Origin of the sequence: Aeromicrobium sp. CFBP 8757 (genome assembly GCF_014841755.1) — a bacterium.
GTDB lineage: Bacteria > Actinomycetota > Actinomycetes > Propionibacteriales > Nocardioidaceae > Aeromicrobium.
Genome location: NZ_JACYUM010000001.1, coordinates 512,226 through 536,416 on the forward strand (window position 1 = coordinate 512,226; position 24,191 = coordinate 536,416).

General features: G+C 72.2%; 22 protein-coding genes. 15 read left to right on the forward strand and 7 right to left on the reverse strand.

Annotated elements, in window-relative coordinates:
* Positions 1-92: 92 nt before the first annotated feature.
* Positions 93-452 carry an SIP domain-containing protein gene (locus IFT73_RS02505; RefSeq protein WP_157432512.1) on the forward strand — a complete coding sequence of 120 codons (360 nt, stop codon included), beginning with the start codon at positions 93-95 and terminating at the stop codon, positions 450-452.
* Positions 453-461: 9 nt separating this feature from the next.
* On the opposite strand, the gene IFT73_RS02510 is transcribed toward IFT73_RS02505, so the two are convergent.
* From IFT73_RS02510 to IFT73_RS02520, 3 genes are read right to left on the reverse strand one after another with little or no spacing between them, the layout of a single operon-like run.
* Positions 462-743, reverse strand: coding sequence for a protealysin inhibitor emfourin (locus IFT73_RS02510; protein WP_192166239.1), 282 nt, complete (start codon positions 741-743; stop codon positions 462-464).
* Between the two features lie 23 nt (positions 744-766).
* Entirely contained in the window at positions 767-1,852 is a 1,086-nt protein-coding gene (locus tag IFT73_RS02515; RefSeq protein WP_192166240.1) for a M4 family metallopeptidase, read from the reverse strand.
* Positions 1,819-2,766: an EamA family transporter gene (locus IFT73_RS02520; protein WP_192166241.1), complete on the reverse strand. Its 948-nt coding sequence runs from the start codon at positions 2,764-2,766 to the stop codon at positions 1,819-1,821. Before IFT73_RS02520 ends, IFT73_RS02515 begins: the two co-directional genes overlap by 34 nt.
* A 39-nt stretch (positions 2,767-2,805) precedes the next feature.
* Here IFT73_RS02520 and IFT73_RS02525 point away from each other — a divergent pair, with 39 nt between their 5' ends.
* The 9 genes from IFT73_RS02525 (at position 2,806) to IFT73_RS19485 (ending at position 14,481) form a co-directional block, all read left to right on the forward strand.
* The gene (locus tag IFT73_RS02525) at positions 2,806-3,324 is read left to right on the forward strand and encodes a MarR family winged helix-turn-helix transcriptional regulator (RefSeq protein ID WP_192166242.1); all 519 of its coding nucleotides are present in this window, start codon (positions 2,806-2,808) and stop codon (positions 3,322-3,324) included.
* Between the two features lie 69 nt (positions 3,325-3,393).
* On the forward strand, positions 3,394-5,091 hold the full coding sequence (locus IFT73_RS02530; RefSeq protein WP_192166243.1) for a sodium:solute symporter family protein: 1,698 nt from the start codon (positions 3,394-3,396) through the stop codon (positions 5,089-5,091).
* A gap of 9 nt (positions 5,092-5,100) precedes the next feature.
* Complete coding sequence (locus tag IFT73_RS02535) at positions 5,101-5,349, forward strand: hypothetical protein (protein ID WP_192166244.1); 249 nt, start codon at positions 5,101-5,103, stop codon at positions 5,347-5,349.
* 151 nt (positions 5,350-5,500) lie between these two features.
* Positions 5,501-8,335: a leucine--tRNA ligase gene (leuS, locus tag IFT73_RS02540; RefSeq protein WP_192166245.1), complete on the forward strand. Its 2,835-nt coding sequence runs from the start codon at positions 5,501-5,503 to the stop codon at positions 8,333-8,335.
* Positions 8,336-8,399: 64 nt separating this feature from the next.
* A complete protein-coding gene (locus IFT73_RS02545; protein ID WP_192166246.1) occupies positions 8,400-9,239 on the forward strand; it encodes a DegV family protein in 840 nt (279 codons plus the stop codon).
* A gap of 116 nt (positions 9,240-9,355) precedes the next feature.
* Positions 9,356-10,117: a ComEA family DNA-binding protein gene (locus tag IFT73_RS02550; RefSeq protein ID WP_192166247.1), complete on the forward strand. Its 762-nt coding sequence runs from the start codon at positions 9,356-9,358 to the stop codon at positions 10,115-10,117.
* Positions 10,114-12,327 carry a ComEC/Rec2 family competence protein gene (locus IFT73_RS02555; RefSeq protein ID WP_192166248.1) on the forward strand — a complete coding sequence of 738 codons (2,214 nt, stop codon included), beginning with the start codon at positions 10,114-10,116 and terminating at the stop codon, positions 12,325-12,327. The genes IFT73_RS02550 and IFT73_RS02555 overlap by 4 nt, the downstream gene beginning before the upstream one ends.
* A 9-nt stretch (positions 12,328-12,336) precedes the next feature.
* Positions 12,337-13,308: a DNA polymerase III subunit delta gene (holA, locus tag IFT73_RS02560; protein WP_192166249.1), complete on the forward strand. Its 972-nt coding sequence runs from the start codon at positions 12,337-12,339 to the stop codon at positions 13,306-13,308.
* Positions 13,309-14,481, forward strand: coding sequence for a DUF418 domain-containing protein (locus IFT73_RS19485; protein WP_192166250.1), 1,173 nt, complete (start codon positions 13,309-13,311; stop codon positions 14,479-14,481).
* A 57-nt stretch (positions 14,482-14,538) separates the two neighbouring features.
* Here IFT73_RS19485 and rpsT read toward each other — a convergent pair whose 3' ends face one another.
* Positions 14,539-14,799 (reverse strand): 30S ribosomal protein S20, encoded by a 261-nt coding sequence (gene rpsT / locus IFT73_RS02570; RefSeq protein WP_192166251.1) that lies wholly within the window; start codon positions 14,797-14,799, stop codon positions 14,539-14,541.
* A 190-nt stretch (positions 14,800-14,989) separates the two neighbouring features.
* On the opposite strand from rpsT, the gene lepA reads away from it, so the two are divergent.
* The gene (gene lepA / locus IFT73_RS02575; RefSeq protein WP_056607358.1) at positions 14,990-16,846 is read left to right on the forward strand and encodes a translation elongation factor 4; all 1,857 of its coding nucleotides are present in this window, start codon (positions 14,990-14,992) and stop codon (positions 16,844-16,846) included.
* A gap of 28 nt (positions 16,847-16,874) precedes the next feature.
* Here lepA and IFT73_RS02580 read toward each other — a convergent pair whose 3' ends face one another.
* Entirely contained in the window at positions 16,875-18,110 is a 1,236-nt protein-coding gene (locus IFT73_RS02580; RefSeq protein ID WP_192166252.1) for an NAD(P)/FAD-dependent oxidoreductase, read from the reverse strand.
* Between the two features lie 57 nt (positions 18,111-18,167).
* On the opposite strand from IFT73_RS02580, the gene IFT73_RS02585 reads away from it, so the two are divergent.
* From IFT73_RS02585 to IFT73_RS02600, 4 genes are all read left to right on the forward strand, one after another.
* Positions 18,168-18,806, forward strand: coding sequence for an MOSC domain-containing protein (locus IFT73_RS02585; RefSeq protein ID WP_192166253.1), 639 nt, complete (start codon positions 18,168-18,170; stop codon positions 18,804-18,806).
* Positions 18,807-18,870: 64 nt separating this feature from the next.
* Positions 18,871-20,706 carry a long-chain fatty acid--CoA ligase gene (locus IFT73_RS02590; protein WP_192166254.1) on the forward strand — a complete coding sequence of 612 codons (1,836 nt, stop codon included), beginning with the start codon at positions 18,871-18,873 and terminating at the stop codon, positions 20,704-20,706.
* Positions 20,707-20,709: 3 nt separating this feature from the next.
* Complete coding sequence (gene hemW / locus IFT73_RS02595) at positions 20,710-21,873, forward strand: radical SAM family heme chaperone HemW (protein ID WP_192166255.1); 1,164 nt, start codon at positions 20,710-20,712, stop codon at positions 21,871-21,873.
* A gap of 141 nt (positions 21,874-22,014) precedes the next feature.
* Positions 22,015-22,824 (forward strand): CHAP domain-containing protein, encoded by an 810-nt coding sequence (locus tag IFT73_RS02600; RefSeq protein ID WP_192166256.1) that lies wholly within the window; start codon positions 22,015-22,017, stop codon positions 22,822-22,824.
* A 25-nt stretch (positions 22,825-22,849) separates the two neighbouring features.
* Here the strand turns inward: IFT73_RS02600 and IFT73_RS02605 are convergent, their stop codons facing one another.
* Together IFT73_RS02605 and IFT73_RS02610 are read right to left on the reverse strand one after the other, a co-directional pair.
* A complete protein-coding gene (locus tag IFT73_RS02605) occupies positions 22,850-23,689 on the reverse strand; it encodes a DUF3097 domain-containing protein (RefSeq protein ID WP_056607369.1) in 840 nt (279 codons plus the stop codon).
* Complete coding sequence (locus IFT73_RS02610; RefSeq protein WP_192166257.1) at positions 23,682-24,149, reverse strand: hypothetical protein; 468 nt, start codon at positions 24,147-24,149, stop codon at positions 23,682-23,684. Before IFT73_RS02610 ends, IFT73_RS02605 begins: the two co-directional genes overlap by 8 nt.
* Between the last annotated feature and the right edge of the window lie 42 nt (positions 24,150-24,191).

Consider the following 24,191-nt stretch of genomic DNA (forward strand, 5'->3'; position numbering starts at 1 on the left):
TGCGACGGGGCGGGGGCTCGTGCGTCCGCCGGCCGCGTGGCGTGCGTCACCCCCGCTTGAAGTGAGGTTAGGCATACCTCTACTCTGAGCGGGTGAGATCCCACCGCCGCCGCATGCCGACCGAGCACGTGCTCCTGGCCGGCGACGTCGCCGATCTGCCCGGCATCGTCGCGGCCCTCGCGTGGTTGCCGGCCGACGCCTACGGACAGGTGCTGATCGAGGCCGGCGTCGACGACGAGCTGCCGCTGCTCGCGGCGCCGCTGCGCGTGACGGTCCACCGCGTCGAGCGCTCGCCGCAGGGCGACGGTGTCGCCGCGGCCCGTGCCGTGGCCGCGTGGGTCGAGGAGTGGATCCCCGACGAGATCGACGACCGCCGCACCGTCAGCATCTGGGTCGGCGAGCGGGTCGAGCCCAGCTGCCCCCGCATCAACGCGCTCGTCGAGCGTCTCTGAGCCTCGGCCTCAGGCCTCGGCCGATCGTCTGACCTCGTCGACGAGCTGTCGCCACGGCCCCTCGAGCTCGCGCTCGGCGACGACCGCCTCGTGGCCGGCGACGCGCAGGTCGTAGACGAATCCGTCGGGCGCGGCGCCCGAGGCGGTGGTCGTGTCCCAGGGGCAGGCCTCGACGATGGGTCGCCAGTGCTCGGCCTCGTGGGGTGCGGACACCTCGATCGACCACTCGCGGCGCAGGCCGGCGAAGCCGCCCGTCCGGGCGACCGTGATGACGAAGGGCAGCTCGTCCACCGATGGCTCCTGACCGACGGCCCTCAGCGGTTGTCGCGTGGGCGGGCGGCGCCCGTGCCGTCGGTGCCAGTCTCGCCGATCGGCAGGCCCACCGTCGACCACGCCTCGCGAACGGCCCGGTGCTCGCGTGAGTCGGCGCCGAAGCGGGTCGCCGCGGCCGCGGCCGTCGCGGCCGCGAACTCGTCGAACGTCGCCCTCGGCGACAGGCCGCCGGTGATCGTGTCGTACCAGATGGGGCCGGCCGCGTCCCACGCGTTGCCGCCCAGCGCCGTGGCGACGAGGTGGAACGCGCGGTTGGGGATGCCCGAGTTGAGGTGCACCCCGCCGTTGTCGTCGGTCGTGTCGACGTAGTCGGCCATCGTCGCGGGCTGCGGGTCCTTGCCCAGGACGTCGTCGTCGTACGCGGTGCCCGGTGCCTTCATCGAGCGCAGCGCGCTGCCCTCGACCTGGTCGGTGAACAGGCCCTCGCCGATCAGCCAGCTGGCCTGCGCCGCCGACTGCCCCCGGGAGTGCTGCTCGACCAGCGCGCCGAACACGTCCGAGATCGACTCGTTGAGCGCGCCCGACTGGCCCTCGTAGACGAGGTCGGCGGTGCACTGCGTGACTCCGTGGGCGAGCTCGTGCCCGATGACCGACAGCGACGCCGTGAAGCGGCCGAACACCTGCCCGTCGCCGTCGCCGAACACCATGCGGCCGCCGTCCCAGAAGGCGTTGTCGTACTGCCGGCCGTAGTGAACCGTGGCGAGCAGGGGGAGGCCGGCGCCGTCGATCGAGGCACGTCCGAAGACCTCGGCGAGCAGCGCGTACGTCGCGCCCAGGCCCTCGTACGCCTCGTCGGCGGCGACGTCGCCGGTGGGCTCGTCACCCTCGCGGCGCACGACGTCGCCGGGCAGCGTCTCGGCGCCGGCGGCGTCGCTGATGGTCCGCTCGGGGGCGGTGGGCGCCACGGGGACGTCCGGCCCGGCCGGGACGGCGGAGCGACGGCTCGTGCGGGGCGGGCCGGGTGCGAGCAGTGCGCGGTGGGCGGCGTCGGTGGCCGCGCGCAGGTCGTCGCGGTCGAGCTCGGACAGGTGCCTCAGCAGGTAGGGCGGGACGATGCCGTGGGACATGCCTCCACGGTAGGCGCGCGCTGCGACAGACGCGAGGGCCCGAGGCGACGCACCGCGGACAGCGCGGCGGGCTGGCCCGCCACCACGCCGCCGAGCACCAGCGCCACGCCGGCCGCCTGGGCGGTGCCGAACGCCTCGTGCGCCACGACGACGCCCAGCAGCGTCCCGACGACGGGGTTGACCAGGCCGATCAGGGCCGTGCTGCCGGCCGTCATGCGGGTGAGCCCGTGGAACCAGCACGCGTAGGCCAGGCCCGTGCCGACGACGCCGAGCCACAGGAAGCCCGCCACGTCGCGGCCGTCGAGCGCCGGGGGAGGCCCCTCGACGACGGCCGCGACCGGCAGCAGGACGAGCCCCGCCGCGGTGAGCTGCCACCCCGTCATCGTCAGCAGGTCGGTGGGCCGGTCCCACTTCTTCAGCAGCACGAAGCCGAGCGCGGCGGAGGCGACCGCCCCGAGGGCCGCGAGCAGGCCGACGGCGTCGATCGACGCGTCGGCGCGGAGCACCAGCAGCGCGACGCCGACGGTGCCCGTCACGCCGCCGACGACGCCCCCGACCGTCGCGCGCTCGCCGATGAGGAGGGCGGCGAGCGCCATGACGGCGAGCGGCGACATCGCGGTCACGGTCGCGGCCAGCCCGCCCGGCAGACGGTAGGCGGCGACGAACAGCAGCGCGAAGAAGAGCCCCATCGTGCAGGTGCCGAGCACCAGCGATCGCCACCACCACGAGCCGCGGGGGAGCGTGCGGCGCAGCACCAGGATCGTCAGCCCGACCGGGAGCGCGCGGACGACGGCGCAGAACAGCGGGCGGTCGGGAGGCAGCATCTCCGCCGTGACGGTGTACGTCGTGCCCCAGGCGATCGGCGCGACGACGGTGATGAGCGGGTCCCGCCACGAGCGGGAAATATCTTCCATGGAAGGCAATCTATCTTCCGGGGAAGGTATGATCAACCCATGAGCGCCGAGGATCACGTCGACACGATCGTGGGGCAGTGGGCGGCCGAGCGTCCCGACCTCGACTCGTCGCCCCTGCACGTCATCGGACGCCTCTCGCGTCTGGCCGACCAGGCCGACGATCTGCGGCGCCCCGTGTTCGCCGAGCATGGTCTGGGCGACGGCGACTTCGACGTCCTGGCGACGCTGCGCCGGGACGGGACGCCGTACGAGCTCACGCCGTCCGAGCTGGGGGCCCGCACGATGGTGACGTCGGGCGCGGTCAGCAAGCGGCTCGACCGGCTCGAGCGGCTCGGCCTCGTCGAGCGTCGGGTCGACGAGGCCGACGCCCGCGGGCGGCGCGTCCGCCTCACGACGGCGGGCATCGCGCTGATGGACGACGCCTACCCCGCCCACCTCGCGAACGAGGCGCGGATGCTGGCCGGCCTCTCGGGGCGCGAGCGTGCGGACCTCGTGCGGCTGCTGCGCCGGCTGGCCGACTCGTTCGACGCCGCGGCCGGGGCTGACATGCGTCCCTGACCGGTCGGGAGTAACGTCCCCGGGTGGGTCGGCCGCGGGGGCCGCGACCCGCACGAGACGGGGGTCCCGATGCTTCGGGCAGCAGACGACACGTTCAGGCTCAACGCCGACTTCTTCGACTACACGATCATCGCGCTGTACTTCGCGGTCGTCCTCGGGATCGGGGTGCTGGCCAGGCGGCAGGTGTCGTCGAGCCTCGACTTCTTCCTGTCCGGGCGGTCGCTGCCGGCGTGGGTCACGGGGCTGGCGTTCATCTCGGCCAACCTCGGCGCCGTCGAGATCATGGGCATGTCGGCCAACGGCGCCGAGTTCGGCGTCGCGACGTTCCACTACTTCTGGATCGGCGCCGTCCCGGCGATGCTGTTCCTCGGCATCGTGATGATGCCGTTCTACTACGGCTCCGGCGTGCGCAGCGTCCCCGAGTTCATGCGGCGGCGCTTCGGCACCGGCGCCCACCTCGTCAACGCCCTGAGCTTCTCGATCGCGCAGCTGCTGATCGCGGGCATCAACCTGTACCTGCTCGCGACGATCGTCAACCGGCTGCTCGGCTGGCCGCTGTGGGTCTCGCTGATCGTCGCGGCGATCGTGGTGCTGAGCTACATCACGCTCGGCGGCCTGTCGGCCGCGATCTACAACGAGGTGCTGCAGTTCTTCGTCATCGTCGCGGCCCTGACGCCCCTGACGATCATCGCGCTGCACAAGGTCGGCGGCTGGCAGGGCATCAAGGACAAGGTGCAGCCCGGCCCCGAGCAGCTGTCGTCGTGGCCCGGCACCGACCTGACGGGCATCGACAACCCGGTCCTGTCGACGATCGGCATCGTGTTCGGCCTGGGCTTCGTGCTGTCGTTCGGCTACTGGACGACCAACTTCGTCGAGGTGCAGCGGGCGATGGCGTCCGACTCGCTGTCGTCGGCGCGGCGCGCGCCCATCATCGGCGCGTTCCCGAAGATGTTCATCCCGTTCATCGTGATCATCCCCGGCATGGCGGCGGCGATCATCATCCCCGAGATCGCCAACCTCAAGTCGGGTCAGGGCGACGCCGGCGGCGCGACGTACAACGACGCGATCCTGCTGCTGATGCGCGACCTGCTGCCCAACGGCATGCTCGGCGTCGCGATCGCCGGCCTGCTCGCGTCGTTCATGGCCGGCATGGCCGCGAACATCTCGGCGTTCAACACGGTGTTCTCGTACGACCTGTGGCAGCAGTACGTCAAGAAGGACCGGCCCGACGGCTACTACCTCGGCGTCGGGCGCGTCGCGACGGTCGCGGCGACCGTCATCGCGATCGGCACGGCCTACTTCGCGTCGAACTACGACAACCTCATGAACTACCTGCAGACGCTGTTCGGCTTCTTCAACGCGCCGCTGTTCGCGACCTTCATCCTCGGCATGTTCTGGAAGCGGATGTCGGCGACGGCGGGCTGGACGGGCCTGGTCGCGGGCACCGCCGCCGCTGTCGCGGTCGCGTTCCTGAGCGAGGACGCGTTCGGCGGGGCGAGCACCGGGGTGCTGGAGCTGTCGGGCCAGGGCGCGAGCTTCGCCGCGGCCGGTGCGGCGTTCGTCGTCGACATCGTCGTCAGCGTGATCGTGACCTTCATGACCAGGCCTCGCGACCCGAAGGAGCTCGAAGGTCTCGTGTACTCCCTGACGCCCAAGGAGTCGCTGGTCGACCCCGACGAGGGCTCGCTGCCCTGGTACCAGTCCCCGACGAAGCTCGCCGGCATCGGCCTGGCCATCGTCATCGTCCTCAACCTGATGTTCCGCTAGGAGATCGCCATGAGTGAGCAGCAGCAGAAGAAGAAGGCGGGCGTGTTCGACATCCGATTCGTGATCGGGGGACTGCTGGGCGCCTACGGCATCATCCTGATCCTGCTCGGGCTGTTCAACGCGACCGAGGAGGAGCTGGCGCGCGGCGACGGCCTCAACATCAACCTGTGGGGCGGCATCGGCATGCTGGTCGTCGCGATCGCCTTCGCGGCGTGGGCGCGCCTGCGCCCCGTCGTCGTCCCCGCCGACCCCACCTGACCGCCGACGAGTCGCTCGTGCCCCGTGACGAGTCACCGCGGGTTCGTGGCCGTCCGGCGTACGTGACTCGTCGCCGGGCGTGGGTGACTCGCGGGCGGGCGTGCGTGACTCGTCGGCGGGGGTGGGGGGAGCCCCCGGTAGGATTCGGGCGGTGACCACGCCTGACGAGACCTCCGCCTCCCACCGCTACACCAGTGACCTGGCCGGCGACATCGAGCGACGCTGGCAGGACCGGTGGGACGCCGAGGGGACGTTCGAGGCCCCCAACCCCGTGGGCGACCTCGCCGGCACGACGCAGGACGGTCAGCCGCTCGGCGACAAGTACTTCATCATGGACATGTTCCCGTACCCGTCGGGTGCCGGACTGCACGTCGGGCACCCGCTCGGCTACATCGCCACCGACGTCGTCGGGCGCTACCGCCGCATGCGGGGCGACAACGTGCTGCACGCCCTCGGCTACGACGCGTTCGGCCTGCCCGCCGAGATCCACGCGGTCCAGACCGGCGAGCACCCGCGCACCAACACGCTGGCCAACATCGCCAACATGCGACGCCAGCTGCGCCGCCTCGGCCTGGCGCACGACCCGCGCCGCAGCTTCGCCACGATCGACCCCGACTTCGTCCGCTGGACGCAGTGGATCTTCGTGCAGATCTTCGAGTCCTGGTACGACGACGAGCAGCAGCGCGCCCGCCCGATCAGCGAGCTGCGCGCCGAGTACGAGTCGGGCGCGCGCACCGCGCCGGACGGCGCCGGGTGGGCCGACCTCGAGCCCCTCGAGCGGCGTCTGCTGATCGACTCGCGCCGCCTGGCGTACGTGGACGAGTCGCCCGTCAACTGGTGCCCGGGCCTCGGCACCGTGCTGGCCAACGAGGAGGTCACCGCCGAGGGTCGCAGCGAGCGCGGCAACTTCCCGGTGTTCACCCGCAACCTGCGCCAGTGGAAGATGCGCATCACGGCGTACTCCGACCGGCTGATCGACGACCTCGAGCGCGTCGACTGGCCCGAGTCGGTCAAGAACATGCAGCGCAACTGGATCGGACGCTCGCACGGCGCCCGCGTCCGCTTCCAGGTCGAGGCCGCCGCGACGTCGTTCGACGTCTTCACGACGCGTCCCGACACCCTGTTCGGCGCGACGTACGCGGTCCTGGCCCCCGAGCACGAGCTCGTGTCGGCGATCGTCGCCGACGAGTGGCCCACCGGCACGCCGCGCAGCTGGACCAACGGCGTCGACTCGCCCGCCGAGGCCGTCTCCGCCTACCGCGCCATGGCCGCGGCCAAGACGGACGTCGAGCGCCAGGAGAACCGGGAGAAGACCGGTGTCTTCACCGGTTCGTACGCGACCAACCCCGTCAACGGCGAGCAGGTCCCGGTCTTCATCGCCGACTACGTGCTGACCGGCTACGGCACCGGCGCGATCATGGCCGTCCCGGCGCACGACGCCCGCGACCACGAGTTCGCCACGGCGTACGGGCTGCCGATCGTCCCGACGATCCAGGCTCCCGAGGGCCACGAGGGGGTCTTCCTGGGCGAGGGTCCCGCCATCAACTCGTCGCACGGCGACCTCGACGTCGACGGGCTGGGCGTGACCGAGGCCAAGGCCGCCGTCGTGGCGTGGCTGGAGGCGCACGGCGCCGGCGAGGGCACCACGACGTACCGCCTGCGCGACTGGCTGTTCAGCCGCCAGCGCTACTGGGGCGAGCCGTTCCCGATCGTCTACGACGAGTCCGACCAGCCCATCGCGGTGCCCGACCACATGCTGCCGGTCGAGCTGCCCGACGTCCCCGACTACTCGCCCAAGACGTACGCGCCCGACGACGCCGACAGCAACCCCGAGCCGCCGCTGGCGCGCGCCGACGAGTGGGTGCACGTGACGCTCGACCTCGGCGACGGGCCGCGCCAGTACCGCCGCGAGACCAACACGATGCCCAACTGGGCCGGGTCGTCGTGGTACGAGCTGCGCTACACCGACCCGCACAACGCCGAGGCCGCGACCGACCCCGAGAACGAGCGCTACTGGCTCGGCCCCCGCACGCCCGGCGGCACGGGCGGCGTCGACCTGTACGTCGGCGGCGTCGAGCACGCCGTGCTGCACCTGCTCTACGCGCGGTTCTGGCACAAGGTGCTGTTCGACCTCGGGCACGTCACGAGCGAGGAGCCGTTCCACCGCCTGTTCAACCAGGGATACATCCAGGCGTACGCGTACACCGACGAGCGCGGCGTGTACGTCGACGCCGCCGGGGTCGAGGAGCGCGACGGCTCGTTCTTCCACGACGGCAGCCCCGTCACCCGCGAGTACGGGAAGATGGGCAAGAGCCTGAAGAACGTCGTCACGCCCGACGAGATGTACGACGCGTTCGGAGCCGACACGTTCCGCGTGTACGAGATGTCGATGGGCCCGCTCGACGTGTCGCGCCCGTGGGAGACGCGCGCGGTCGTGGGGTCGCAGCGCTTCCTGCAGCGGGTGTGGCGCCTGCTGGTCGACGAGGAGACCGGCGAGTCGCTGGTCGACGACGCCGACCTCGACGCCGCGACGCTGCACGTCCTGCACACCACGATCGACGGCGTCCGCGGAGACATGGAGAACCTGCGCTTCAACACCGCGGTCGCCAAGCTGATCGAGCTGACCAACCACCTCACGAAGGCCGGCGTCACGAGTCGCGCCGCGGTCGAGCCGCTCGTGCTGATGCTGGCACCGCTGGCACCGCACGTCTCCGAGGAGCTGTGGTCGCGGCTCGGCCACGACGAGTCGCTGATCCGCGCGTCGTTCCCCGAGGCCGACCCGGCGCACCTGACGTCGTCGTCGGTCACGTGCGTCGTGCAGGTGCTCGGCAAGGTGCGCGGCAAGCTCGAGGTCAGCCCCGACGTCACCGACGACGAGCTGACGGCGCTGGCCCTGGCCGAGCCCAACGTCGTCCGGTCGATCGACGGCCGCGAGATCCGCAAGGTCATCGTGAAGGCCCCCAAGCTCGTCAGCATCGTCGTCTGAGCGCGGGGGGCCTTCGCCCCGTGGTGACGACGTGATCTGGGACACGTACCGATAGGCTGGGGCCATGATCGGCATCGTGACGGACTCGACGTCCTCGTTGTCGCCGGACGACGCCGAGCGGGAGCACATCGAGGTCGTCCCGCTGCAGGTCATCATCGGTGCCGACACCTACACCGAGGGTGACGACGTCACCGCCGACATGATCGCCGAGGCACTGTCCGCGTTCGTCCCGGTCAGCACCTCGCGGCCGACCCCCGACGACTTCCTCGCGGTGTACGAGCGCCTCGCCGCCGACGGCGCCGAGTCGGTCGTCTCGGTGCACCTCAGCGGACGCATGTCGGGCACGCTCGAGTCGGCCCAGCTCGCCGCCAAGCAGTCGTCCGTCCCGGTCACGTGCATCGACTCGACGCAGGTCGGCATCGCGACGGGCTTCGCGGCGGGCCGCGCCGCGCGGGCCCGTGACGCGGGCGAGGACGCCGCCGGCGTCGCGGACGCCGCACGGCGGGCCGGCGAGGCCTCGTCGGTGCTGATCTACGTCGACACCCTCGAGTACCTGCGCCGGGGCGGACGGGTCGGGGCCGCGGCCGCCCTGATCGGCTCGGCCCTGGCGGTCAAGCCGATCCTGACGATCGCGGACGGCGCGGTCGTCCCGCTCGAGCGCGTCCGCACCAAGGCCAAGGCACTGGCCCGGCTCGAGGCGCTGGCGGTCGAGACGGCCGGGGCGTGCGAGGCCGGCTTCGACATCGGCGTCCAGCACCTCGCGAGCCTGGCGACCGCCACCGCGGTCGCCGAGCGGCTCGCGTCGTCGCTGGCGGTCGAGTCGATCCCCGTCGACGAGGTCGGCGCCGCGATCGGCGCCCACGTGGGCCCCGGCATGATCTCCGTGACGATCACGCCGCGCTGAGCCCAGGCGCTCGCCCGACGGCGTGCGGTCCCCACCGGTCCGGCGGCCGGATGAGGTTGTCCACAGCGGGCGTCGGACGACTGCCGCGGACGTCCGGCGGTGCCTAGTTTCGAGGTGTGAAGCCGCTGCACCGAGACGACCCGCTCGACGAGACCCGCGCCGACATCGCGCGGCGGCGTCTCGCGCGCCTCGCGGCGTCGTTCGACGCCGAGCTCCCGCCGGTCGAGGAGCCCGACGCGCCGCAGCGCCGCCGGCTCGAGGTCCCGCACGCCCGGGCGCTGGCCGTCGTCGCCGTCGCGGCGTCGGTGCTGCTGGTGTGGTGGTTGCTCGCGGGGCGACCCCGCACGAGCGAGCCCGTCGCGCCGCTGGCGTTCGGCTCGTCGGCGCCGTCGTCGTCGTCGGCGGCGGGGGCCTCGCCGCCGACCACCGATCCTGCCGAGCTGATCGTCGACGTCGTCGGTCGGGTGCGTCGCCCCGGCATCGTGACCCTGCCGAAGGGGTCACGGGTCTACGAGGCGATCGAGGCTGCGGGTGGCCTGAAGGGCCGCGTCGACACCACGACGCTCAACATGGCCCGCGAGCTCACCGACGGCGAGCAGGTGCTGGTGGGCCTCGAGCCGGTGGACGCGGCGGCCCCCGCCCCGGGTGGAGCCGTGAGTGGCGTCGGGCCGGGTGGCGGCGCGGCGGCCAAGGTCAACCTCAACACCGCGACCGCCGAGCAGCTCGACACCCTGCCCGGTGTCGGACCCGTGACGGCGCAGTCGATCCTCGCGTGGCGCGAGACCAACGGTCGCTTCACCTCGGTCGACGACCTCCTCGACGTCAAGGGCATCGGCGACGCGACGCTGGCCGAGCTGCGCGACCTCGTCGTGGTGTGACGCACGACGGGCGCATGGTGCCGGGGGCCGTGGCCTTGTGGTGCCTGGCGGCGTGGCTCGTGACGTCGGGGTCCGTGACGGCCGCCGTGGTGGGCACGGCCGCGGTGGTCGTCGTCGCGGCCTCGTGGCGCCGGAAGGTCGTCCCGCTCGCGCTGGCCGCGGTCTGCGTGGCCGCCGTGGCGGTCTCGTGCTCGTGGCGGCTCGCGACGGTCGAGCACTCGCCCCTGGCCGACCTCGCCCGCAGCGGGCAGCTCGTGACCCTCGAGGTGCAGGTCAGCAGCGACGCGCGCACGATCGAGCGCCGGGGCGTCGCGTCGACCGTCGTGGGCGTCGTCGTCCGGCGGGTCGCGGCCGGCGACCTCGACCTGCGGGTGCGCGATGCGGCGACGGCGTTCGTCGACGGGCGCCCCGACGGCCTCGTGGTGGGTCGGCGGCTCGTGGTGCAGGGACGTCTCGCGCCGTCCGACCGGTCCGACGAGAGCGTGACGATCAGGGTCGGACGCATCGGCCCGGCGATGGGCGCGGCGTGGTGGTGGGAGGCGTCCGAGCACGTCCGCGAGGGCGTCCGGCGGTCGGTCTCACACCTGTCGGACGAGCCGCGCGGGCTCGTGCCCGCGCTCGTCGACGGAGACGAGGGCGGCATCACCGACGCCGTCGACGACGACTTCCGGCGCAGCGGGCTGACGCACCTCACGGCCGTCTCGGGCACCAACCTGACGATCGTGCTCGGCGTGACGATGGCGGTGGCGCGTGCCGGGGGCCTCGGACGGCGGGGCCTGTGGGTCGTCGGGCTCCTGTCGATCGCGGCCTTCGTGCTGCTGGCACGTCCCGAGCCCAGCGTCGTGCGGGCCGCCGCGATGGGCGCGGTCGGCGTCGCCGCGCTCGGCCTGGGCTCGCACGGCGGCCTGCGGGCCCTGTGCTGGGCCGTCGTCGGGCTGCTGTTCCTCGACCCGTGGTTGTCGAGGTCGGCGGGCTTCGTGCTGTCGGTCAGCGCGACGGCCGGCATCCTCGTGCTGGCACCGGTCTTCGCGCGCCGGCTCGAGGCGTGGATGCCGCGGTGGTGCGCGCTCGCGATCGGCGTGCCGCTCGCGGCGCAGCTGGTGTGCACGCCGGCGCTCGCGGCGCTGTCGGGCGAGGTCTCGCTGGTCGCGGTGTTCGCCAACCTGCTCGCCGCGCCCGCCGTCGCACCCGCGACCGTCGCCGGTCTGGTCGGCGGCCTGCTCGCCCTCGTGTGGGCGCCGCTGGGTCAGGTGTGCGGCACGGCCGCGGGGGCCTGCGCGAGCTGGATCCTGACGGTGGGGCACACCGCGGCAGGCCTCGACGCCTCGTCGTTCGAGTGGCACGCCCCGTGGCAGGTCCTGCTCGTCGTGGTGCCGGTGGCGACGTGGGTCGCCGTGCGCATGGCGTCCCGTCCCGTGCTGTTCGTGGGCCTCGTGCTGGGGCTCGCCGTCGGCATCTGGCGTCCGCCCGAGACCGGGTGGCCGCCGCCCGGCTGGGTCATGGTCAGCTGCGACGTGGGCCAGGGCGATGCGACGGTGCTGCCGGTGGGTCCCGGCCAGGCCGTCGTGGTCGACGTCGGCGAGGACGACGCCCCCGTCGACCGGTGCCTGACGTCCTTGGGAGTCCGCACCGTGCGGCTGCTGGTGCTGACGCACGGCGATGCCGACCACGTCGACGGCTGGCGCGGAGCCGTCGAGGGGCGCCGGGTCGACCAGGTCGTGGTCGGCACGTCGGGTGGGCCGCCGATCCGCGGCGTGCCGCGTCACGTGGCCGAGGCGGGGGAGTCGTTCGCGCTGGGCGAGACGTCGGCCGAGGTGCTGTGGCCGCCGGCCGACGAGCCGCCCGCCGGCGACCGCAACGGCGTGAGCGTCGTGCTGCGCGCGACGGTGCGCGGCGTGCGGCTGCTGCTGACGGGCGACGTCGGGGCGGAGGCGCAGCAACGCATCCTGCGCTCGGGTGCCGACGTCGCGGCCGACGTCCTGAAGGTCGCCCACCACGGCAGCGCCGACCAGGAGCCCCGCTTCGTCGCGGCGGCGCACGCGCGCATCGCGACGATCAGCGTCGGCGAGCACAACGACTACGGCCACCCGACCGCCGCGCTGCTGGCGATGCTGCGGGACGACGGCACGGCGTGGTGGCGCACCGACCGCGACGGCGACATCGCGGTCGTCGTGCGCGACGGCCGGATGTCCGTCGTGAGTCGAGGCTAGGATCGCCAGGTGGCCTCGGCATTCGGCAAGATCCTGCTCATCACCGGCAATGCCGAGTTCCTCGCCGACCGCACACGGGCCAAGGCCGTCAAGGTCGTCACGGCCGAGCAGCCCGACTGCGAGGTCGCGACGACGACCGCCTCGGGCCTGCAGGCCGGCGAGCTCGCGGGCCTCACGAGCCCGTCGCTTTTCAGCGACGCCAGCGCGCTGGTGCTGACCGAGCTGCAGGACCTCCCCGAGGTGGCGCAGGGCGAGCTGCTGGCGTACGTCGCAGAGCCGTCGCCCGACATCGCCGTGGTGCTGGTCCACAGCGGCGGCCAGAAGGGCAAGGGCCTGCTCGACAAGCTGCGCAAGGCCTCGGTCGTCAGCGAGGTCAAGGTCGAGCAGCCCAAGTACGAGCGCGACTACGCCCGCTGGGTCTTCACCGAGGTGCGCGACCTCGGCGCCCGCATCGACGAGCAAGCCGCGACGTACCTCGTCGCCGCGGTGGGGCAGGACCTCCGGGCGCTCGCGGGCGCCGCCGACCAGCTCGTCGCCAACCTCGAGCAGGGCGCGCACATCAGCACGTCGCTGGTGCAGCAGTACTTCGGCGGACGCGCCGACGTGCGGGGCTACGAGATCGCCGACGCCACGATCGACGGACGCATCGACGTCGCGCTCGAGCAGGCGCGGTGGGCCGAGTCGGCCAAGGTCGCACCGGTCCTGATCACGTCGGCCCTCGCGACGGGCCTGCGGTCGCTGGCCAAGCTGTCGGGGGCGCCCGAGGGCCTGCGCGACAACGAGCTCGCCGCCCACATCGGCGCCCCGCCGTTCAAGATCCGGTCGATGCGGGCGCAGCTGCGCAGCTGGGACGCCGCCGGCCTCGCGGGCGCGATCGCCGCGGTCGCGCAGGCCGATCTCGACGTCAAGGGCGGGGCCGCCGACCCCGCGTTCGCGGTCGAGCGGATGGTGCTCGCCGTCGCCGCGCGCCGGAGGCGGTAGGTGGTCGGCACGCGGGCGAGCCGGGTCGACGCCGTCGACCTCGCGCGCGGCCTGGCACTGATCGGCATGATGTTCGTCCACCTCGGGCCCTCGTGGGTGGGCGAGGACCCGCCCGTGGGCCAGATGATCGCGAGCGGCCGGGCAGCGCCCCTGTTCGCGATGCTCGCCGGCGTCGCGCTGTCGCTGGTGCACCGCCGCGACCCGCACGGCGCCGGGTCGGTGCGGGCGACCGGCATCCGGGCGGCGATCCTGGTGGTGCTGGGCCTCTGCCTCGGCTCGCTCGACCAGATGCCGGTGTACGTGATCCTGGCGTTCTACGGCCTGATGATCGTCGTGGCCCTGCCGTTCCGTCCGTTGCGGGCCCGCGTGCTGCTGGGGCTGGGGCTGGTCTGGGCCGTCGTGGTGCCGGTGCTGCTGCTGTGGCTGCAGATCGCGCACGCACCGGTCGTCGCCGACCAGGCCGAGCTGTCCGACGTCGTGCCGCCGTGGTCGCTGCTGACCGAGCTCGTCGTGTGGGGTGCCTACCCCGCCGGGGTGTGGTTCGCGTACGTGCTGGTGGGCCTCGGCATCGGACGGCTCGACCTGGGGCGTGCACGCGTCGCGGTCGCGGTGCTGGGCGGGGGAGTCGTGCTGCTGGCGGGCTCGCTCGCCGCGGGGGCCGTCGCGATCTCGCGGGGCGTCTTCGACGAGTGGTACGTGCAGGGCTGGCGGCAGCTGTTCGTCTCCAGCGCCTACCCGTACGAGCCCGCCACGTGGAAGGAGCTGTGGCTCGTCGGCGAGCACACCTCGCGCCCGCTCAACGTCCTCGGGGCGATCGGCTCGGCGCTCGTGGTGATCGGGCTCTGCGCGCTGGTCGCCCGGGTGCCGTGGGCGCGTCTGGTGCTGCGACCCGTCCGGGCGGCCGGCGCAATGACCCTGACGCTCTACACCGTCCACGTGCTCTGGAGCTGGCGGCTGGCCGTCCGTGCCAACGCCGGCGACGACCCCACGGCCCGCCTGGGCAGCTACGGCGACTGGCTGCTGCAGGTCGTCGTGCTGTGCGCCCTGGCCACGGTCTGGCTGACGTTCGCGCGCCGCGGCCCGCTCGAGGCGGTCGTGCGGCTGGTCTCGACGTACGGCACGTCGTCCGCGCCGAGACGCCAGGACGCGGGACGCACGAACGCCCCGGTGTGAGCCGGGGCGTTGCGGTGGCTGTCGGTCGACAGCGGGGCCTGTGTCAGGCCGGCGCGATCAGAGCGCAGCGGCCTTCTTGGAGATGGCCGACTTGCGGTTGGCCGCCTGGTTCTTGTGGATGACCTTCTTCGAGGCCGCCTTGTCGAGCTTCTGCGTCGCGACGCTGGCGAACTTCTTGGCGTCGTCGGTGTTGCCCGCGGCGACGGCCTCCTCGAAGCGGCGAACGGCCGTCTTCAGCGCGGAGCGCACGGACTTGTTGCGCTCACGAGCCAGCTCGTTCTGGCGGTTGCGCTTGATCTGCGACTTGATGTTCGCCACGGGGGAGACCTACTTCTCTTGGTGTTGTACTCGACGATGAAGACGGCACGCAGACGGTGCCCAGAGATGTGTGGACGTGCCGAGGCACGCGACCGCCAACTCTATCAGTCGGTGGCCCGTGCTCTCAAATCGGTGACCGGGTGCGCCTCGCGGCACGATCCCGCGCCGGGTGATGGGAGAATGTCTCATCATGAGCACCCGCCCCGTCCCCCAGCCCGGGGCCACCGACCCGAAGGTCCTGCGCAACTTCTGCATCATCGCGCACATCGACCACGGCAAGTCGACGTTGGCCGACCGCATGCTGCAGCACACCGGCGTCGTCGACGGCCGTGACATGAAGGCCCAGTACCTCGACCGCATGGACATCGAGCGCGAGCGCGGCATCACGATCAAGAGCCAGGCCGTGCGCATGCCGTTCGTCAAGAGCAGCGGCGACGACGCCGGCGAGGTCTACGTCCTCAACATGATCGACACCCCGGGCCACGTCGACTTCACGTACGAGGTCAGCCGCAGCCTCGAGGCGTGCGAGGGAGCCGTGCTGCTCGTCGACGCCGCGCAGGGCATCGAGGCGCAGACGCTGGCGAACCTGTACCTCGCGATCGACGCCGACCTCGACATCATCCCGGTGCTCAACAAGATCGACCTGCCGGGCGCCCAGCCCGAGAAGTACGCCGAGGAGATCGCCGGCATCATCGGCGGCAACCCCGACGACGTCCTGCGCGTCTCGGCCAAGACGGGCCAGGGCGTCGAGGAGCTGCTCAACCTGATCGTCGACGAGATCCCGCCGCCGAAGGGCGATCCCGACGCCCCGCCGCGCGCGCTGATCTTCGACTCGGTCTACGACACGTACCGCGGCGTCGTGACGTACGTCCGCGTCGTCGACGGCAAGCTCAGCCACCGCGACAAGATCAAGATGATGTCGACCGGTGCGGTGCACGAGATGCTCGAGGTCGGCGTGATCTCGCCCGAGCCCGTCAAGGCGCCCGACCTGGGGGTCGGCGAGGTCGGCTACCTCATCACCGGGGTGAAGGAGGTGCGGCAGTCGCGCGTCGGCGACACCGTGACGTCCAACATCCGCGGCGCGACCGAGCCGCTCGGCGGCTACAAGACCCCCAACCCGATGGTCTACTCGGGCCTCTACCCGCTCGACGGCGACGACTACCCGACGCTGCGCGACGCGCTCGAGAAGCTGCAGCTCAACGACGCGGCACTGGTCTACGAGCCCGAGTCGTCCGGCGCGCTGGGCTTCGGCTTCCGCATCGGCTTCCTCGGCCTGCTGCACCTCGAGATCGTCCGCGAGCGCCTCGAGCGCGAGTTCAACCTCGAGCTCATCTCGACCGCGCCCAACGTCGTCTACCGCGTCGAGATGGAGGACGGCAAGGAGATCGTCGTCACCAACCCGTCGGAGTACCCGTCCGACGGCAAGATCGACAAGGTCCTCGAGCCGGTCGTCCGGGCGACGGTGCTCAGCCCGTCCGACTACATCGGCGTCATCATGGAGCTGTGCCAGGCGCGCCGCGGCGTGCTGATCGGCATGGACTACCTGTCGGAGGACCGCGTCGAGATCAAGTACACGCTGCCCATGGGCGAGATCATGTTCGACTTCTTCGACGCGCTCAAGAGCCGCACGAAGGGCTACGCGTCGCTCGACTACGAGCCGACGGGCGAGCAGGCGTCCGACCTGGTCAAGGTCGACGTCCTGCTGCAGGGCGAGGTCGTCGACGCGTTCAGCGCGATCGTGCACCGCGACAACGCGTACGGGTACGGCGTCTCGCTGGCCGGCAAGCTCAAGGAGCTCATCCCGCGCCAGCAGTTCGAGGTGCCGATCCAGGCCGCGATCGGTGCGCGCGTCATCGCCCGCGAGAACATCCGCGCGATCCGCAAGGACGTGCTCGCCAAGTGCTACGGCGGCGACATCAGCCGCAAGCGCAAGCTGCTCGAGAAGCAGAAGGAGGGCAAGAAGCGCATGAAGATGGTCGGCCGCGTCGAGGTCCCCCAGGAGGCGTTCATCGCCGCGCTCTCGACCGGCGACGTCGACAAGAAGTAGGCCGACGGGTCCCGACCCGGGACGGGCGTCAGCGCGCCCCGAGGGCGGTGGCCACGTCGCGGGCCGTCCGCTGCCCGGATGCGAGCGCACCCTGGATCGACGGCGTGCTGCGGTGGTCGCCGCAGACGAAGACGCCGCCGCCGACGTCGGACGGCCGCCGCAGGTCCAGGGGCGGGGTCGACCTCGGCAGCGCCCGGACGACGTCGTGGCGCACCAGGAGGTCCCAGCCGGCGACGTCGACGCGCCACAGCCGCGCCGCCTCGGCCAGCGCAGCGGCGTCGGGGAGTCCGGCTCCGGCCAGCGTCGTCACCTGCACGAGGTCGCGCCCGGGCGGGGCGTAGCTGGGGGCGGCGGCCGAGACGACCGCCGAGTTGACGACGGGACCGCGATCGCCGTCGACGACGAGGAGGCGGTCCTGCGGCAGGCCCGCAGGCGCGCTGAACCACCACGTGACCAGACCGCCGGTCGGGGCGGCCGGCACGACACCCAGGCCCGTCGCGTCGTCGACGTCGGTGGCGACCACGACCGCGCGCGCGTCGACCGACCCCGACGCCGTGCGCACCGTGACGCCCGCCGACGTCCGGTCGATCCCCACCACGCGTGTGCCGGTCTCGGCCGGTCGCGTCAGCGTCGTCGCGAGCTGGGCCGGCAGGGCCCGCATGCCGTCGCGTGGCAGGGCGGGCGTGCCGAGCAGGAACCACCGGATCAGCAGACGCGCGTACCGGGCCGAGGTGACGCCGGTGTCGTCGGCCAGGACGCCGGCGAGGAACGGCTCCAGCACCTGCTCGCGCAGGGGGCCGTGCACGCCGGCCGCGTCGAGCGAGCCCGCCAGCGTGGTGTCGTCGCCCCGCATGATGCGCCGCTCGCCGCCGAGGATCGGCGCCGCCCAGCGCGCCAGGCCGGCCAGCTCCCTGGGCCGCAGCAGACCGCTGCGCAGGGTCGAGGCCAGCAGCCGCGGCTCACGGCGGGGGTCGCCGAGCGTGACGGCGCCGGCGCCCCGTCTCACCCGCACCCCGGCGGCGAAGGGCTGGAGGTGCAGGGCGTCGACGTCCACGAGCTCCCGCACCGCCGGGTACGCCGGGTTGAGCAGCTGGAAGCCGACGTCGCACAGGTGTCCGTCGACGACGTCGGTGCGCACCCGGCCGCCCACCGCGTAGGAGGCCTCCAGCAGGCGGGCGTCGACGCCGAGCTGCTGCAGCCGTGCGGTGCAGGCCAGCCCTGCGAGCCCAGCGCCGACCACGACCACGTCCGTTCGATCCGTCATGCGTCCACGATGCCATCCGCGGCGCACCTCGGCTCTTCTCGGCGATAGCCTCGACCCATGCCAGCCCGTCTCGTGTCCGTCAACGTGGGGCGGACGGTCGACGTGCCGTGGGGCAAGCTCGGACGCAGCGCGATCGACAAGCGCCCGGTCGAGGGGCCCGTGCACGTCGACGTCGTGGGGCTGGCGGGCGACCAGATCGCCGACCAGGTGTTCCACGGCGGGCCCGACCAGGCGGTCTACGCCTACGCGGCCGAGGACCTGCAGGCGTGGTCGGACGAGCTCGGTCGGACGCTGCGGCCCGGCCAGTTCGGCGAGAACCTGACGACCGAGGGCATCGACCTGACGAGTGCGAGGGCGGGCGACCGCTGGCGGGTCGGCGGGGCGCTGCTCGAGATCGCGGGCGTCCGCATCCCGTGCTCGGTCTTCCAGGGCTTCCTCGACGAGGCGCAGTGGGTGCGACGGTTCATGGCCGGTCGCCGGCCCGGCCCGTACCTGCGGGTGCTGGAGGAGGGGCCCGTCCAGACCGGCGACGTGATCGAGGTCGTCGAGCGCCGCGACCACGACATCACGGTCGAGCTGCTGTTCCGCGCGCTGACGACCGAGCGGGCCCTGATCCCGCGGCTCGCCGACGAGCCGCGCATCGACTCGTTCGTCGCCCGCCGGTTGGGTGAACGTCGCAACGACCGGCCGAGGTGACCGGCCAGTAGGTTAAGGTGATCGGCACCACATTCCCCCAGTACGTACAGCGAAGGATCACCAGATGCCTGCTCCTGCCGTCACCCCCGAACAGCTCGCCGTGATCGAGGGTCGCCCGACCAGCGTGTCCGCGATGTTCTTCGACCGAGTGAGGAAGAGCGGCTCCCGCGAGGCCTACCGGTACCCCGACGCCAACGAGACGTGGCAGTCGCTGACGTGGAGCCAGACCGGCGATCGCGTCACGCGCCTGGCCGCCGGCCTCGTGTCGCTCGGCATCGCGTCCGAGGAGCGTGTCGCGATCGCGTCCGGCACCCGTCTGGAGTGGGTCCTGTCGGACCTGGCGATCAACGCCGCCGGCGCCGCGACCACGACGGTCTACCCGACGACGATGGCCGACGACGTCGCCTACATCCTGGCCGACTCCGACAGCAAGGTCGTGTTCGCCGAGGACGACGAGCAGGTCGCCAAGCTCCGCGCCAAGCACTCCGAGCTGCCGTCGGTCGGCAAGGTCGTCGTCTTCGACGGCACCACCGACGGCGACTGGGTCATCAGCTTCGACGACCTCGAGGCGCTGGGCGAGAAGCACCTCGCCGACCACCCGACCGTCGTCGAGGACCGCGTCGCGGCCCTGACCGGCGACTCGCTCGCGACGCTGATCTACACGTCCGGCACGACGGGACGGCCCAAGGGCGTCCGCCTCGCGCACGACGGCTGGGTCTACGAGGGCTACGTCATGGTGGCCGCCGACATCCTCACCGAGGACGACCTGCAGTTCCTGTGGCTGCCGATGGCCCACTCGTTCGGCAAGGTGCTGCTGTCGACGCAGCTCGCGATCGGCTTCGCGACCGCGATCGACGGCCGCGTCCCGCGGATCGTCGACAACCTCGCGATCGTCCGGCCGACGTTCATGGGTGCCGCGCCGCGCATCTTCGAGAAGGCGTACGGCCGCATCATCGGCATGACGGAGGCCGAGGGCGGGGCCAAGCTCAAGATCTTCCGCTGGGCCGAGAAGGTCGGCCTCGCGCACTCGCGCGCCATCCGGTCGGGCCAGCCCGTCTCGCCGGTGCTCAAGGCCCAGTTCGCGCTCGCCGACAAGCTGGTGTTCTCCAAGGTGCGTGCCCGCTTCGGCGGCCGCGTGCGGTTCTTCATCTCCGGCGCGGCGGCCCTGTCTCCCGACATCGCGGAGTGGTTCCACGCCGCGGGCGTCCTAATCCTCGAGGGCTACGGCCTGACCGAGAACTCGGCCGGCGCATTCGTCAACCAGCCCGACAACTTCAAGATCGGCTCGGTGGGCATGGCGTTCCCGGGCAGCGAGGCCAAGATCGCCGAGGACGGCGAGATCCTCATCAAGGGCCCGCACGTCATGCGCGGCTACCACAACCTCGACACCGAGAGCGCGTCGACGCTGACCGACGAGGGCTGGCTGCACACCGGCGACGAGGGGCGCATCGACGAGGACGGCTTCCTGTTCATCACGGGACGCAAGAAGGAGCTGTTCAAGACCTCGGGCGGCAAGTACGTCGCCCCGCCGCACATCGAGGGCATGTTCAAGGGCATCAGCGCCCTGACGAGCCAGATCCTGGTGCACGGCAACGAGCGCAACTTCTGCTCGGCGCTCATCACCCTCGATCCCGACGCGGTCGCCGAGTGGGCGACGCACCACGGCATGGAGGGCAAGTCGTACACCGAGGTCGTGAGCTCGCCGCAGATGCGCGAGGTCGTCCAGGGCCAGATCGACGAGCTCAACGCCAAGGTCAACCGCTGGGAGACGATCAAGAAGTTCGCGATCCTCGACCACGACCTGTCGATCGAGTCCGGTGAGATCACCCCCAGCATGAAGGTCAAGCGCAACGTCGTCGAAGCCAACAACAAGGCGATCCTCGACGGCTTCTACGCTTAGCGGGTGCCACACGCCGAGAGCCCGACCCCGACGACGCGGGGCCGGGCTCTCGGCGTCTACGTGCACGTGCCGTTCTGCTCGGTGCGCTGCGGGTACTGCGACTTCAACACGTACACCGCCGACGAGCTCGGCGAGGGTGCCACGCGCGCCTCGTACGCCGACACCGCGATCGGCGAGATCGTGGCCTCGGGGCCGGCCGGGGGAGGGCGCCCCGTCGAGACGGTGTTCTTCGGCGGCGGCACGCCGACCCAGCTGCCGGCCGGCGACCTCGTGCGGATGCTGCGCGCCGTCGACGACTCGTTCGGTCTGCTCGACGGTGCCGAGGTCACGACCGAGGCCAATCCCGACTCGGTCACCCCGCAGTCGCTGGCGACGCTGCGGGCCGGCGGCTTCAACCGCATCTCGTTCGGCGTGCAGTCGGCCGTCCCGCACGTGCTCGCGACGCTCGAGCGCACGCACGACCCCGCCGGCGTCCCGCAGGCCGTCCGGTGGGCGCGCGAGGCGGGCTTCGAGCAGGTCAGCGTCGACCTGATCTACGGCACGCCGGGCGAGTCGATGGACGACTGGCGCACGAGCTTGGAGCAGGCCGTCGCCCTCGAGCCCGATCACGTCAGCGCGTACGCCCTGATCGTCGAGCAGGGCACCGCATTCGCCCGCAAGGTGCGCCGCGGTGAGGTCGTGATGCCCGACGACGACGAGACGGCCGACAAGTACCTGCTGGCCGACGACCTGCTGACGGAAGCCGGCCTCGGCTGGTACGAGCTGTCGAACTGGGCGCGCGACGAGGCGGCCCAGTGCCGTCACAACCTCCTGTACTGGCACAGCGACGACTGGTTCGGCATCGGCCCCGGAGCGCACTCGCACGTGGCGGGGGAGCGCTGGTGGAACGTCAAGCACCCCGCGGCCTACGCGCAGCGGCTGGCGGCCGACGGCAGCGCACGGCACGACGGCGAGTCGATCGACGCCGCGACGGCGCACGTCGAGCGCATCATGCTCGAGACGCGGCTGCGGTCGGGGCTGTCGGTGTCGGCGCTGGGCGACGGCGCGCGGTCGCAGGTGCCGGACCTCCTCGACCGCGATCTCGTGACGCTCGGCGACGACCGCCTGGTGCTGACGCGCACGGGTCGGCTGCTCGCCGACGCCGTGGTCCGCCAGCTCGTCGACTGATTCGCGCGCGTCACACCGAGTTACCACCTAGTCTGACGCCAGGGAGCGAGCCCGTGGGAGTGGGCTCGATGAAGTACCAGGGAGAGCGGTGAGGGAGCGATGTGCCACGCACATCGGCTGGTACGGGCGTTTCTTGCGCTCGTGGCGGTCGCGACGATGATGATGACGACGGCGGTCGTGATGGCGGGGCCCGCGGGGGCGGCACCCAGCTCGACGACGCTGTGCAAGGGGTTCCGGGCGTGTGCCGCCGAGGGGCGGGCCCACGGCGGCTACGCGCCGGTGTACGGGCGGTCGTTCTGGAGCATGCGGGCCGGCCACAACTGCACCAACTACGTGGCCTACCGGCTGACGCACGGTCGGACCGTGCCGCGTCCGCCCGGGGCCAACGACTCCGGTACGTGGGGCTCGGCGGCGCGCAAGGCCGGCATCCCGGTCAGCCGGACGCCCAAGGTCGGCTCGGTGGCGTGGTGGAAGCCGCGCTACCACGGCGCCTCGAAGGGCGGCCACGTCGCGTACGTCGAGGCGGTCCGGTCGGACGGCTCGATCGTGATCTCGGAGGACCACCTCGGCGGGACGTTCATGTGGCGCGTCCTCAAGCGCAAGGGCAGCGCCTGGCCGTCGGGGTTCATCCACTTCAAGGACACCGACGGGTCTCCCGCCGGTGCGATGCTGTGGGCGCGGGGCGAGGGCAACGGCGTCGTGCGTCTGTCGGCGACCGCCAACGAGCCCGACGTCGAGGCGGGGCAGCGCAGCTACCTCGTGACGGTCGGCGGTCCGGTCGGCACGCCCGGCGTCGAGCAGTACCGCTTCAGCACGGAGTTCTTCCGGTTCGAGCGCTACACGACGCTCGCGACCCGCGGCCCGACGGTGCTGTTCGTGTACGCGCTGAACACGCCGGGCACGGCCGGTTCCGACCGCCTGCTCGGCACGTCGGCCGTCACGATCTCGTAGCGCCCGTCCGGGACGGGGCAGCGGCTCAGTCCCGGGGGGCCGTCACGAAGTCGATGAGCTCCTCGACCCGCCCGAGGAACTCGGGCTCCAGGTCGGCGTAGGAGTCGACGCGGCTCAGGATGTGCTTCCACGCCCGGGCGATGTCGGCCTGGTCGGTGTGGGGCCAGCCGAGCGAGCGGCAGATGCCGTGCTTCCAGTCCTGGCCACGCGGGATGACGGGCCACTTCTCGATGCCCAGGCGGGCGGGCTTGACCGACTGCCAGACGTCGACGTAGGGGTGGCCGACCACCAGCACGTGCGGGCGTCCCGACACCTGCTCGGCGATGCGCGTCTCCTTCGAGCCCGGCACCAGGTGGTCGACCAGCACGCCGAGCCGCCGCTCGGCGGTCGGGGCGAAGTCGTCGACGATCGACGACAGGTCGTCGATCCCGCCGAGGTACTCGACCGCGACGCCCTCGATGCGCAGGTCGTCGCCCCAGACCCGTTCGACGAGCTCGGCGTCGTGCCGGCCCTCGACGAAGATGCGGCTCGGCAGCGCGACGCGCGCCTTCGCGCCGTGGACGGCCCGCGACCCCGACGCCGTGCGGGTCGCGGTCTGCTTGGTCGCCGCCGACGGCGGACGCAGGACGACCGGCTTGCCCTCGAGCAGGTAGCCGGGGCCGAGGGGGAACGAGCGACGCTTGAGGCGGCGGTCCTCGAGGATCATCATGCCGAGGTCCTTCTCGACGGCCATGACCTCGCCGCAGAAGCCGCTGGTGGCGTCCTCGACGATCATGCCGCGCTCGACGACGACCTCCTCGGAGCGTCCTCGCGGCGGTTTCTTCCAGTCGCCGGACAGGACGTCGCTGCCGTAACGGTCAACCATGCAGGGCTCCCAGGAGTCGTTGGTGCAGGTCCTCGACGTCGTCCTTGGTCAGCGGTGCGCCGTCCACGCCGGTGCCGAGCAGCGCGACGTCGCCGTCGAGCAGGCCGAGCGCGAGGTCGACCGCCGCGGCCCAGACGGCCCAGCCCCGCGCGGCGGCAGCCGGAAGGTCGGCGGCCCACAGGTCGCCGAGGGCCACGAAGCGTCGGGTCTCGTCGGGGCCGATGTGCGTCACGGTCATGACCAGCTCGCCGCCCACGGGTCCGTCGCCCAGGTGGGCGACCTCGACGAAGAACGGACCGCCCAGGTCGGCGGCCCAGACCGACGACATCTCGCCGCCCTGCGACTCGTGCGCGACGACGGTGCCGTCGTCGACCGTGACCCGTCGGGGCGCGTATGTGAGGGAACGCTCACCGCCTGTGACGATGACGTGCCCGTCAGGGGTCTCGCTGATTCCCTCCACGTCGTTAGACTGGCACTTGGCCGGTGAGAGTGCCAACGCGAC